Genomic DNA, 12,889 nt, shown 5'->3' with positions numbered 1-12,889 from the left:
AAGGCCAGCAAAGGGCCTTGGACGACAGCCGCCGGAGTGGCCGACCAGCTCCACACGAAGACCAAAACCTCGCTGACCGATCTCAACCTGGCGCACGAGGGCCTCACATGGGGCCTGGAGGGGTTCACGATCGGCGCGACCCTGGCCGAAGTGCGGCGCGGCTGGGAGAAGCGGCTGCGTAGCGTACGGGACGAGTGCGCCCGCCTGGACGGCGTGCTGAAGTCGGTCGGCAAGGACTTCGGTGAGATCGAGGTCGACATCCGGCGTTCCTTCCGGAACACCTCCCCCGACGCCCGCCAGAAGGACAGGTAGTCGCCTTGCTCACGTGGAAGCATGTGCGCGACATCAAGCGCGAGGAGTACGAACAGGCCGCCGACGGCTGGGGGAAGGTCAGCGCGAGTGCCAGTGCGGCGATGGACCAGGTCGACCAGCAGATGATCGCCAAGCTCCAGAAATCGCAGCGGGGCAAGGCGGCGAGGGCGGCGGTCAGGGACCTCGGCCGGCTCAGCCGCAACTACCAGTACATACATACGGAGTGCGGGCTGATCCGTACTGCTCTCAACGGCTTCGCGACCGAACTGGCCACCCCTCAGCGCAAGGTGAACGAGGCGCTGGCTGCCGCCGAAGGCTACAAATTCACGGTGAACCCCGACGGCTCGGTCGAGTACCCCCAGTCACCTCTGACCCCGCTGGGCCCCGGCACAGGAACCGCCACTCCCGGAGCCCCTGTCCCCCTCCTGCCCGGAAAGGGCGAGGGCGGTGCCGACGTCAACAAGGGCCGGGCGGAGGAGATAGCCGAGAAACTCGCGAACGCGGTACGTGAGGCCGCCGAGATCCAGTCGCGCTACAAAGCGGCGCTCGGCAAGCTGAAGTCCGAGGGAGGACTGGAGATCAGCGCCCGTATGTGGGCGGACGCGGCCAAGGACATCGGCGAAGTACGCAAGGCTGCCGGGAACTACGTCACTGCCGGTTCCGCAGACATCCCCAAGAACAAGACACCTGCGGAGAACGCCATTTGGTGGCAAAGCCTGAGGCAGGAGAAGCGGGACGAGCTCGCCACGATGTACCCGGCGAGTATCGGGGCGCTCGACGGACTGCCGTCAGAGGTCAGGGACGAGGCGAACCGCATCGTGCTGCGGACGACCACCGCGGATCTCGAACTGGAGAGGGCCGCGCTGGTGGCCCAGCGCGACGAACTCAGCCAGTACGACAGATACCGACTGCAGAAGGCAAAGCAACGAATCAAGGAGATCGACGAGGACCTCAAGGGACTCAATTCGGTCCAGAACCATCTCGACACCGCTGGGCAGAAGGATCTGCCGGAGCTCTACCTGCTGGGCGTCGACACCGAGAAGGAAGGGCACGCCATCGTCTCGGGCGGAAATCCCGACACCGCGGACAACGTCGCGACCTACGTCCCCGGAATGAATACGAATCTCGAGGGAATCGACAAGGACATCCAGCGAGCCGAGAATCTCTACAGCGAGTCGGTCAAACTCGGCGACCCGGACAAGAAGTACGCCTCCCTCATGTGGCTCGACTACGACGCCCCACAGGGCCCGTCAGTCGGCAGCGAGAACCGCGCCAACAAGGGTGCACCTGTACTGCACGACTTCCTGGACGGGCTGCAGGCGTCGCACCCGTGCCCGCCCGCCAACGACACCGTGATCGGCCACAGCTACGGATCCCTCGTCACGGGCAAGATGCTGGCCAGTGACGAGACTCCGCCCGTCGACGCAGCCATCTTCATCGGCAGTCCCGGCGTCGGGGTAGACAACGCCCGCGATCTGAACATCCCGCCGGAAGCCGTGTGGGCCGGGAAATCCAAGAATGACCCCGTGGCCCATCTACCCACCCGTACGCCGTGGGATCCGCGTGACTGGGGCAAGCGCCCCTTCGGCGTCGATCCGACCTCGTTCGATTTCGGCGGGAATTCGTTCGGGGTCCAGGACGGCAGCAAATGGCCACCCTTCTCGGCACATAGCCTGTATTGGGACGAGAACTCCGAGTCCCTGGGGAATATGGCACTCCTGGTGAATGGAGAATGGCCGGCGAGTGGCATGGATCCTGAGTGAGGACGCAGATGAGCAGCGGTATGAGGATCCGACGCCTGGCCGCGGGGCTCGCCCTGGCCTCCTTCCTGGTAGCCGGGTGCGGCGCCGACGGCAAGGACACATCGAGCAACCCCGCAGAACCCGGAGGCACCACCATGGACATGAGCCGAGCCGAGCGCAGGGCAGAAGAGCTGATCCAGCAGGCGGTCCGCGGCGTGAGCCCGGTGCCCCGGCTGGAGTCGTTCGGCGGTGGCGTCAAGCCCTGCCTGGATCCGAGCGACGGCGGTTCGGAAGACAGAGTCACGCTGACGAGGAACTACTGGTTGAAGGACATCCCGCGCGAGCAGTCCAAGGACGTCGTCCGCCAGGTTTTCGAGAGCTGGAGGGCCGGCGGCCATGCCGTCGATGCCGAACCCGACTACAACCGCAACGTCGCCGTCGCCAATCTGCGCAGCAAGCCGGACGACTTCCTGATGCAGGTGGCGGCGGGACTCGGCGGTCAGGTCAGCGTGGGTGTCACGTCTCCATGCTTCTGGCCCGACGAGGTCAAGAGCCCCGTCCCCAAGGCACTCGGACACCCGGCACCCAGATCCAACACCGAACTCCAGGCGAGGCAACAAGCCCTGAGCGGCGTGCAGGGGGTCTCCAGCCAAATTCTGGACACGTTCGCCGGAGGCCGTCCGTCTTACGAAGACGCGTACGTATGGGTTCGCGAACAGGACGGCTCCTGCGTGGCTCAGCACCAGTGGACCTACACATGCGGGGACGCCGTGAGGGCCGCGCAGGCCTTCCAGCGCATGCTGCGCAAACTGGGTGAACGCGGCTGGCAGCTGGTCGACCCCCCTGAGGATGCGGCGGCTCAGGGCGGCGATGCCGTACTTGCTCTGACGCCTGATGAATACGAAGCGGGGGCGACGGTGGAGCGCGAGCGCGCCCGGGCGGTCATCACCGTTTCCGCGGCGTGGGAACGGGAGTGGCCACCGCCCTACAGGCGCTGACCCGACCGGTGCCCCACTCTGTGGGCCGACGCTTCTAGAGCCTGTTGTGAAAGTAGATCTTGGTCGTGAAATGATCACGTGCTGTGGCACGTGGCGATCTGACGGACGAGCAATTTGCGCCGTGAGGCGCTGTCGATTCGAGCGGAGGTGTGAGACCTTCGCCGCCGATCCTGTCGCAGCAGGAGGGTGGAGCTGAGGGCAGCCTGATCCGGGTGATGCCGGGGAGGGCGGGAGCAGCCCTGACAACGTCGGGATGTGCCAGTACTGCCAGATGGTGCGGGTCCGGTCAGCGTGGTGGAGAGGAGTACGAGAGGAACCGGCGTCGTTACGTCCTAACTTCGTCACCGGCTCAAATCTGGTGGATATGGGCCGGGTGCGGTGCGCACGGCCGTTCGCGGCCGGAACTCTGAGGGCGTCTTATTGTTTGCGCCCAGGAGGCCATGAGGAAAGCCTGCGGCGTACTCATGGCGATGCCGCTGGGATACAGCCGGGCTCCTACTTCGCCAAGCGAATCACAGTGAACACGGGAACCATCCATCCGCAGTTCCCGGTTGACGGGAATCCAACTGCTGGTAGTGGCGTTCGACCGGGTGGCCGGCAACCGGGGAGCGCGAACCGCAGGCGTGGACGACCTTACGGTCGCCGACGTTGAGGAGCGGATCGGGGTTCCCGGGTTTCTGAACGACCTGCGTACTCAGATCAAGACGGGTGCGTTTCGGGCACTTCCGGTACGGCAGAAGAAGATTCCCAAGCCGGGCGGGTCGGGGAAGGTCAGACGACTGGGGATTCCCGTGGTCGCTGACCGGGTCGTTCAGGCCGCGCTGAAGCTGGTGTTGGAACCGATCTTCGAGGCCGACTTCAAGCCGGTCTCCTACGGGTTTCGGCCCAACCGGCGGGCTCAGGACGCCATTGCCGAGATCCACTTCTTCGGGACCCGCGGATACCGCTGGGTCCTGGATGCGGACATCCAGGCGTGCTTCGACGAGATCGATCACACGCCGCTGATGGCCCGCGTCCGAAGCCGGATCAAGGACAAGCGGGTCCTTGCCCTGGTGAGGGCGTTCTTGAAGGCCGCAGTGCTTGCCGAACTCGGCGAACTTCAGGACACTCACACCGGGACGCCGCAGGGCGGCGTCATCTCTCCTCTCCTGGCCAACATCGCCTTGTCCGTGCTCGATGAGCACGTGCACCGGGCCTGGGAGCCAGACGGTGTGATGGCGACACAGCAACGGCGCGAGCGACGGCGCCTCAAGGATCTGCCGAACTGGCGGATCGTCCGTTACGCGGACGATTTCGTGGATCTGGTCCATGGGACCGCGCAGGACACCGAGGCATTGCGAGAGGAGATCGCGCACGTGCTACTACCGATGGGGCTTCGGCTGTCTCCAGCGAAAACCCAAGTGGTGCACATGAGCGAGGGATTCGACTTCTTGGGGTTCCACATCCAGTGGCGTCGCAAACGAGGCACGAATAAGTGGCACGTTTACACCTTCGTCGCTCAGCGGCCCTTGCGGTCGGTGAAGGCGAAGATCCGTGCCCTGACCCACAAAACGTCACAGCAGGACCTGGGTTACGTGCTGACCAGTTTGAATATGGTCATGCGCGGGTGGGCCAACTACTTCCGGCACGCCGTCGCGAAGAACACTTTCAGCACGTTGGACAACTTCACCTGGTGGAGGCTGATCCGCATGTTGCGCGAACGGCATCACTGGACGTGGTCGGACGTCCGTCGGCGGTTCACCACTGCCTCCGGGCGGTGGCTGCCGATCACGACGGGTGAGATCGAGCTGCGGAAGATCAGCGAAATCCGGGTCACTCGGTATCGCTACCGCAGCAAGTCGATTCCCAGCCCTTGGCTCTTGCAGCAAACCTGACGGCAGAGGCCGTGGAGAGCCCGTTGCGTTGAGAGGCGCACGGCGGGTTCGGCGAGAGGTCCGGAGAAACGGACCGAGAGTGATCTCGGCACCGCGCTCCGCGCCTACTCAGCGGGCCCGGTTGGAGCCGTTGTTGCCGAAGGGCAAGAAGTCAGGCCGGCCGCCGATATGGCCGAGGCGGCAGCTGATCAACGGCACACGGTGGCGGACCGGGGCAGGGACGCCGTGGCGGGACGTGCCCGAGCGGTACGGGCCGTGGGACCGGGTCTACGACCTGTTCCGGCGCTGGCAACGGGACGGCACCTGGAAGCGCATCTTCACCGCGCTGCAGTCCCAGGCGGACGCGAAGGAGCTGATCACCTGGGATGTCAGCGTCGACTCGACGGTGTGCCGCGCCCATCAGCACGCCGCCGGGGCGGTTAAAAGGGGGATCTCCAGAGGGAGCCGCCCGGGGGCATCGAGACCGAGCCGGACGACCACGGCCTCGGGCGCTCACGGGGCGGGCTGACCACCAAGGTCCATCTCGCGGTCGAGCAGGGGCAAAAGCCCATGTCGATCGTGATCACGGCCGGGCAGCGCGGGGATTCCCCACAGTTCGAGCCGGTCCTGGAGCGAATCCGAGTGCCCCGGCAGGGGCTGGGGCGTCCACGCAAACGGCCCGACAAGGTGCGCGCCGACAAGGCATACGGATCCCGGAAGAACCGCTCCTACCTGCGCCAACGCGGGATCCGCTGCACGATCCCGGAGAAGAAGGACCAGATCCGCAACCGCAAGAAGCTCGGCTCCCACGGCGGTCGGCCACCGAGCTTCGACAAGACCGACTACCGCGAGCGCCACGCGGTCGAGTGCGGCATCAATCGCCTCAAACGCCACCGTGCTGTGGCCACCAGATATGACTGTGAGGATGTTGGGGTGCCGCTCCGGGCGGTGGCCTGACTCGCGATACGACTGGCCCTGGTGCCTTGAGTTTGATCTGTCGGCCACTGCTCGGGGCGGTACTCGCTGCCGCCGGGCAGGGGACGTGTCCCGATAGGGGCCTTCGCGACAGGCACCGTCACAGTCTTGACCGCCCCCGGCCCGGCGACGGCCACCGGTTCCCGAGGCGATCAGGAGATAGGCGACCTTGACTAGCATCACGCAGTCCACCGCCCCATGTCACGTCGCGGCGGACGCCGAGGACATCCTGCTCGGCGTGGACACGCACAAGGACGTCCACGCCGCAGCCGTCATCACCGTGCTCGGCGCCGCACTGGACGGTCGCAGCTTCCCCGCGACCGCCGATGGCTATCGGCAACTCCTCGACTGGGCAAGGTCATTCGGTGCCTTGCGGCGGGCCGGCGTTGAATGCACCGGCTCATACGGAGCCGCCCTGACCCGTCACCTGCGCGCCGAGGGCATCGTGGTAACCGAGGTCAACCAGCCCGACAAGGCCGCCCGACGCCGCCACGGCAAGACCGACGCCATCGACGCCGAGGCCGCAGCCCGCGCCGTGCTGACCGGACGCGCCACCGCCGCGGCGAAGACCGGCGACGGTCCAGTCGAGATGCTCCGACTGTTCAAGCTGGCGAAGGGGTCCGCGATCAAGTCCAGGACCCAGGCGATCAACCAGCTCAAGAGCGTCCTGGTCTCAGCTGACGCCGCCCTCCGCGAGTCGCTGGCGGGACTGAGCAATCCGCACCTGTTCAAGCAATGCGCAGACCTCGACCCCCAGCACGCGAGAGGGCCGGCCGGGGCCGCCCGCCACACCTTGAGGCTGCTGGCTCGCCGCATTCGGCACCTGACCGAGGAGATCGACGATCTCAACACGCGAATAGCCGAGGCAGTCGAAGTCAGCACGCCGGGCCTGCTGGAAGTCCGTGGCGTCGGCCCGGACAGCGCCGCTGCCCTGCTCATCTCGGCTGGCGACAACCCCGAGCGACTCGTCAGCGAGGCGTCCTTCGCAGCCTTATGCGGCACCAGCCCAGTCGAGGCTTCCTCCGGTAAGACACAGCGCCGCAGGCTGAACCGTGGCGGCGACCGCCAAGCGAACGCCGCCCTCTACCGGCTCGTCCTCAGCCGTCTACGCTGGGACGGCCGCACCCGCGACTACCTGCAACGACGTCTGACCGAGGGCAAGACACGCCGCGAGATCATCCGCTGCCTCAAACGCTACGTCGCACGAGAGATCTACCGACTTCTCGTCCCAGCGAACACTCCGGCTGACCAGACAGGACCTGCCAGCGTCGCTGCTTGACATCCATAGGGGCATCAAACTCGCGGTCCGCCACGAAGCGACCGTGCTGGTCCCGGCCATCAACGAGTGGCTGTAACCAGCACGGCTGCACCACTGCCTACAGAGTGATCCAGTAGCGGCGCTTGATGCCCGCGTCGGTGGTGCGGACATCCTCCAAGACGCCACCGTTGCGCTCGATGCTGCGCGCCGATCCGACATTGTCGTCGTCGCAGGTGACGAGGACCCGCCCCAGACCCAACGCACGGGCCTCGAATAGAACCGCCCCGAGGGCCCACGTGGCCAAGCCGCGTCTCCGGGCGGAGGGCCGGATGCTATAGCCGATGTGCCCGCCGACATCGAGCAGAAAGGCGTTCAGATAGTGCCGCAGATCGATGGCTCCCAGATAGCTGTCGCCCTCGACGATCCACCAGTGGGTGGCGTGGACGCGCTCATCTCCCACGGCAACTGACCTGTCCGACTGCTGCTGCAGTTGCTCAACCCACGCCGCGAAAACCTCGGGGCTGTCGAGGCCGGCTTCAGGTGCGAGACGCAAGCCGGTCCCGTCCTGATGGGCACCTGGAGACCACTCGTCACGCGCCGCGAGCCATGAGGACTGGAGCCGACCTGTGGGTGTGATCAGTTCAGGCATGCGGGCGACGATAACACTCGTTCGTCCCCTGTGATCAGGCATTTTGCGCTGCTCCGGGCCCACGACTGCTCGCGCATCACACCCGCATGACGCGTGATCATCCACAACCAAGATCTACTTTCACAACAGGCCCTAAGGCCAATGCCGTTGCTTTACGGATCTGCTGGTTGGGGTCTGGTGATCAGGACGGCTCGTGTGCCGGTGCGGGTGGGCTGGGGCCAGCCATGGTGTTGAGGTCGTTTGAGCCGGTAGTTGGACATCTTGCGTTTCACGACGCGGGGCTGGCTGCGTAGCCTCTGTTGGGCAGGAGTCGTTCCAGGAGGTCCTGTTCGAGTATCACCAGGGCTCTGACCAGGAGGTCAGGGGAAAAGCTGCCGGGCGTGACGGTCACGCTGCGGCGGGCGGAGCGCAGGGTTTCGGTGAAGGAGACCCGGTCGGGGTCCAGGCCACGGGTGGCGGCCGTTCTCAGCATGAGCTCGCGCAGGGCGTGGTGGACCAGCAGGTGTGCCCAGATCTGCTGGCGGACGCCGTCGGGCGTTTTGCTGCTGAGGACAACGCGTGCGCCGCGCTGATGAGTCTTGATCTCGGCGAAAACGGACTCGATCTCCCAGCGTTCGCGGTAGAGCGCGGCCAGTTGCCGGGCCGGATACCGTCGGGCGTCCAGCAGGGTGGTGACCAGGCGGTATCCGCCGGCTGCATCCTCGCCGAGCTGGTCCTTGAGCCGGTAGGCCAGGACCCGGACCACGATGGGCTCGTTCCGGGCAGGGTCGCTGCTTGCGCGGATCTGTGACAGCCACGACCCGTCACAGAACTGCCTGGTGACGGGCAGGACGCGGTTGGCGGGCACCCGCCAGAGCAGGTCGGCGCCGGTGGCGGTGAATGCCTGCCACAACGGGACACCGAGGAACTCCCGGTCGGCCAGGACGAGTTGGCCCGGGCCGAGCGACCGCGGCAGACGGGCCACCAGGGTGACTTCCCCGGTGCGGCAGCCGGCCAGTTCCGCGTCCAGCACCGCATGGCTGCCCAGCTCCACCAGGGCAGCCATCCGCACCTGCGGAAACGCACTCCGGCCCGTCCCGCGGCCGCTGCCCGGACGATCGAAGGCAGCCTCGTTGGCCGCGGTGTCCGCGACGTCCCAGCAGGTCCCGTCCACCGCCAGCAGCCGCAGGCCCCGCCAGAACGCCCCGGGCGTCGCCTCGGTGGCCATCGGCTTGGCCGTCGTGGCGAACAGCACCCGCAAGGGCTCCGAGCCCAGCCGCTGCCGGGCCCGGAACAGCGAGGACTTCGCCGGCACATGCCAGGCACCGAGCAGTCCCTGGCTTCGCAGACCCTCCACCAGGTGCCGCATCACTTCCAGATACGGAGCCGGAGAGAACAACGCGAGCCCCAGCACGAAATACACCACCAGCCGGGCGGGAAGCAGTCGCTTGCGTTGTTCCGCGCAGCCGCAAGCGGCCACCACCCGATCCACCAACCCCGGCGGATACACCCAGGTCAACAACCCAAGACCCGATAACTCAGAGACACTCGCAGCCACCCGAACCACCCCCGGGACCCACTGCCAAGCAGCCTACGCCCGCAACCTAAAACAACGGCATTGGCCCTAAGGCGTGTCTCCTTGATGGGCTGAGCAGTTGATCGGATGTGTCGTCCGGTTGGTGATCAGTGATGCGACGGGACCGGATGTAGGCATGGGCGCCGTCTCCAGCGCCAAAAACTCCTACTCCATCGCCTATAGGCTGCTGCCCGACCTGACGCCGGCCGGCTGCGTGTACGAACGGTCGGATGCGTGACACGGGCCGTAAGCGATGTGACCCGGGGGGAACCTGGGACACCGGAGCCCGCGTAGGCGACCGGCGATGTAAGGGGGCGGAGGGACGGAAACATATCAGTAGGGCAGAAATCCCATCCATATCTACGTCTTTTGTTCGCTTGGCCCCCTCCGCACCCCCCACTAATATGACGGGCAGTCTTTCGGGGAGAGGGTCGAGTGGCTGACATCAAAGACTTGATGGCACGCGTGATTGACGATCTCTATGCCGGCCTGACCGGTGGAGATGCTGAAATTCCGCTGCCCGCCAATACGCTGATCAACTGGATCCAGCCGGGAATCCCGCTGCATCCCAGTGAGTTCGACTTCGCGGTGGCCGGACCCTATGCCGGGCCGACACCGCTCACCATGGGATTCTTCCGGGAACTCGTCTCTGTCATTCAGGGCGACGATCCGAAAATGTCCCGTGAAGAAGTCCTCAAGCAGGCCAAACTGGCCTACCAGCAGCATCTGCTGGGCACCTGGGAGAACTGGTCCCGCCTCGTCGACTTCATTCCGCTGCCCGCGCCCGGCGAAGGGCAGAGCGGCTGGACGAGCCGGAATAAACAGGGCCGCAACAAACACACCCAGGTCGTCTACGCGCAGTCCGGACGCGCCGTTTCCCAGGTTTACGCGGATGCGCTGAATCTGTGCATGGTCGCAGACGACGAGATCAGCGACGAGAAAAAGGAGATCATCACCCGGATGCGCCGCCTCCTCCAGGAGGAGGTCACGGTAGAGGACTGGATCAGCGGCGAGAAACGCATCGAGATCCGGCAGTCGCAGATCATGAAGGCGTACGACGAATACCAGACCAGGTACGAGAACGCCGTCATCGACTACGGCCAGCGGCTGGCCCGCTCGCAGAACGGTTCGGCGGCGGACCTCGTCGAGTGGTCCCGCAGCGGTGGCATCTACCGGGCTCGCGCGATCAAGGCGTGGCGCGACTGGGAGTCGCTCGGCAGCAAGAACGACGTGGAGCGGGCCCAGGCGGTGCTGGATCAGCTCCTCGGCACCAGCGCCGTGCAGTGGGTGGCCGACCTGCGCTCGGACGTCGAGCAGGCGAGGAACGCGACCCAGGGTGTGTTCGGATACCCGTTCTTCCCGGCATCGGTGGTGCCGGGGGGTTTCGCGCGCAGCGACAGTTGGACGACGTACGAGAACCATGAACTGCACCGGTCCAGCCAGGAATCCAGCATTTCCCGGCGGGGCAGCGCGAGCCTCGGATTCAGCCTGGGACTCGTCAATTTCACCGGTGGCGGGGGCGGTGGCCGGCGCGAGGAGGAATTCAAGATCCAGGACAATCGGTTCGGGATGAAGTTCCAGTACACCCAGGTAGAGGTCGTGCGCCCCGCGTTCAATCCGGGTTTCTTCTCCTCGCAGAGCTGGAAGCTGAAGCACGAGTTCACCGACGCGTATCGAACGGATCAATTGTCCGACGGCTCCGAGAAACCAACGGGCGCCCTCATCGCGTATCCGTCCAAGGCGCTGTTCGTACGCGACCTCACCTTCTACTCGAGCGACCTGGCCTCATACATGAAGACCAAAACGGAGGACATCCAGGCGGGCGCATTCGTGGGGATCGGTCCGATCCTCCTGGGTGGCGGATATCAGCAGTCGTCGTTCAACAGGGAATCCAATCTGGAGATCACGGACGCATCCGTGCGCATTCCTGGACTGCAACTCGTCGCCTTCGTGAGCACCCTGCTCCCAGCGGCGCCCAATCCCTCCCCGGACATCAAGAACTGGCTCTGACCCGCCGATGATCCCGGATGGCCTGCACGTCGCCGTCGCCGCCTGGATCGACGCCAAGAGGACCTACAGCGGATTTCTGTCCGTGCCAACGGGACCTCTTGCCGTCACGCCCGGCGAGCTCGAACCCGTCGTGACCGGTGTCACTACTGCCGACGAACTTGCGCTCGCCGCCGAATTTGCCTTCCTCACCAATTTCGTGCCCCGGAAAGGCACCCCAGCCGACCCCTTCGGCCCCCGGCCCACGCTCTGGACGGTGCACCGTGAGACCCTGGCCGAGATGCGTTTCGCCGCCCAGACGCTGAGCGCGGCCGAGGCGCGCGAGCTCGAACAGGCCCGCGCGGTGCTGTACACGCAGGACGAGGACGGGCGGGCCGCGCCCTCGGCACAGTTCCTCGCCTACCAGGAGATGCGCGCCGTCGTCGATCAGCTGGAGGACCGGCATAGCCTGCCGGACGTGCTGCAACTGGCGTACGCCGACTGGCTGGTCCTCGGCCACAAGTTGGAGGTGGAGGCGGCTCTCGCCGTACTCGACCGGCTGGCCCGCCGGTCGTCGCGCACGGACGCCGCACTGGAGCGCGCCGGCCTGGAGGACACCCTGCTGAGCCGCTCGGCGGACCTGGCCTTCGCGCCGACGTACTTCGCGCCGCTTTCCGCGACGCAGGAGCCGACCTGGACGCGGGTGCGCGTCTCCTACGCCGACCTGCGGGCGGCCGTGCCGGGCGATGCCGCCGCCCACGCGCGCGCGTTCCTTTCCAGCACGGCGGAGGGGTACTGCGAGTTCGGGTACGCGGTCCTGGACGTCCTGCGGGCCTGGTTCTCTTACCGGCTCTATCTCGCGGACGACTGGAGGATGCCGGAGGGGCAGAGCGTGTCGACGGGGAGCGGCACGGAGGGTCGTATTCCGGCCTATCCGCAATCCGTCTATCTGGCACGGGTGCTCGAGTTGTCCACGCCGCTCGGTCCCGCGCCGGCAGCGTCGGCCACCTCGACGCCCGGCGTGGGCACGGTCATCGGCAGGCCGTTGCGACTGAGGGGGGTGGGCGGGGTGCTGCCCAGGCCCGTGCCGGTGGGGGGATTCGGGGCGCGGGGCGGGGTGGTCGGCATCCCGGCGATCACCGCGAGGGCCGCAGCAGCACTTCCGGCACAGACGGCGACAACCGCAGGGCAGCTTCCGGCACAGACGTTGACGCCCGCCGGCCCCTTTCCGCAGCCCACGACGAGGCCCCTCGGCCCCCCGCTGTCCAGCCCCCGCCTCCCCTTCCAGCCGGCCGACTGGCGGGCTCGGCTCGACCGGCTCCAGCTCCGGTTGCGCGACCGTGTCGGCCCCGATCTGCGCATCCCACCGGCGAGTTCGGAGGGGCCCGTCCTCGAACCGGCTCCGGCGTGCGCGTCCCCCGCGCTCGTCGTGGGCTTCGGCTGCGCCCTGCTGCCGCCCGCCCCCCACCCCAACGAGACGTACGTGTGGTGACGAGGAATGTCACCGACCGACAAGTAGAAAGCGTGGTGGCTTTCCGTGTTGACTTCGCACCGCTTCACC

General features: G+C 66.4%; 11 protein-coding genes. 9 read left to right on the top strand and 2 right to left on the bottom strand.

The annotated features are described in order from the left end of the window. Positions 1-36 precede the first annotated feature (36 nt). From OG729_RS37075 to OG729_RS37045, 7 genes are all read left to right on the top strand, one after another. Complete coding sequence (locus tag OG729_RS37075; protein WP_405810443.1) at positions 37-312, top strand: hypothetical protein; 276 nt, start codon at positions 37-39, stop codon at positions 310-312. Positions 313-317: 5 nt separating this feature from the next. Continuing rightward, positions 318-2,075, top strand: a complete 1,758-nt coding sequence (locus OG729_RS37070; protein WP_405810442.1) for an alpha/beta hydrolase — start codon at positions 318-320, stop codon at positions 2,073-2,075. Positions 2,076-2,095: 20 nt separating this feature from the next. Then, positions 2,096-3,052 carry a hypothetical protein gene (locus OG729_RS37065; protein WP_405810440.1) on the top strand — a complete coding sequence of 319 codons (957 nt, stop codon included), beginning with the start codon at positions 2,096-2,098 and terminating at the stop codon, positions 3,050-3,052. A gap of 575 nt (positions 3,053-3,627) precedes the next feature. After that, the gene (ltrA, locus tag OG729_RS37060) at positions 3,628-4,926 is read left to right on the top strand and encodes a group II intron reverse transcriptase/maturase (RefSeq protein WP_405810438.1); all 1,299 of its coding nucleotides are present in this window, start codon (positions 3,628-3,630) and stop codon (positions 4,924-4,926) included. Continuing rightward, positions 4,829-5,434, top strand: coding sequence for a transposase (locus OG729_RS37055; protein ID WP_405810436.1), 606 nt, complete (start codon positions 4,829-4,831; stop codon positions 5,432-5,434). Before ltrA ends, OG729_RS37055 begins: the two co-directional genes overlap by 98 nt. Further along, entirely contained in the window at positions 5,383-5,862 is a 480-nt protein-coding gene (locus OG729_RS37050; protein ID WP_405811418.1) for an IS5 family transposase, read from the top strand. The genes OG729_RS37055 and OG729_RS37050 overlap by 52 nt, the downstream gene beginning before the upstream one ends. A gap of 187 nt (positions 5,863-6,049) precedes the next feature. Continuing rightward, a complete protein-coding gene (locus OG729_RS37045) occupies positions 6,050-7,159 on the top strand; it encodes an IS110 family transposase (RefSeq protein ID WP_405803420.1) in 1,110 nt (369 codons plus the stop codon). A 97-nt stretch (positions 7,160-7,256) separates the two neighbouring features. Here OG729_RS37045 and OG729_RS37040 read toward each other — a convergent pair whose 3' ends face one another. Both OG729_RS37040 and OG729_RS37035 read right to left on the bottom strand, forming a co-directional pair. Continuing rightward, entirely contained in the window at positions 7,257-7,787 is a 531-nt protein-coding gene (locus OG729_RS37040; RefSeq protein WP_405803613.1) for a GNAT family N-acetyltransferase, read from the bottom strand. 268 nt (positions 7,788-8,055) lie between these two features. Then, entirely contained in the window at positions 8,056-9,324 is a 1,269-nt protein-coding gene (locus OG729_RS37035) for an IS4 family transposase (RefSeq protein ID WP_405803668.1), read from the bottom strand. Positions 9,325-9,777: 453 nt separating this feature from the next. Between OG729_RS37035 and OG729_RS37030 the strand changes: the two genes are divergently transcribed. After that, the gene (locus OG729_RS37030) at positions 9,778-11,352 is read left to right on the top strand and encodes a hypothetical protein (protein ID WP_405810435.1); all 1,575 of its coding nucleotides are present in this window, start codon (positions 9,778-9,780) and stop codon (positions 11,350-11,352) included. A gap of 7 nt (positions 11,353-11,359) precedes the next feature. After that, positions 11,360-12,820, top strand: coding sequence for a hypothetical protein (locus tag OG729_RS37025; RefSeq protein ID WP_405810433.1), 1,461 nt, complete (start codon positions 11,360-11,362; stop codon positions 12,818-12,820). Positions 12,821-12,889 lie beyond the last annotated feature (69 nt).

The organism is Streptomyces sp. NBC_00210 (assembly GCF_045160975.1).
GTDB lineage: Bacteria > Actinomycetota > Actinomycetes > Streptomycetales > Streptomycetaceae > Streptomyces.
Note: the sequence above shows the minus strand (reverse complement) of the source record. Positions and strands in the feature narration are given on the sequence as shown.

Coding starts and splice junctions, on each gene's coding strand:
- OG729_RS37065 (WP_405810440.1), top strand. CDS start 2,096: ATGAGGATCCGACGCCTGGCCGCGGGGCTCGCCCTGGCCTCCTTCCTG.
- OG729_RS37040 (WP_405803613.1), bottom strand. CDS start 7,787: ATGCCTGAACTGATCACACCCACAGGTCGGCTCCAGTCCTCATGGCTC.
- OG729_RS37025 (WP_405810433.1), top strand. CDS start 11,360: ATGATCCCGGATGGCCTGCACGTCGCCGTCGCCGCCTGGATCGACGCC.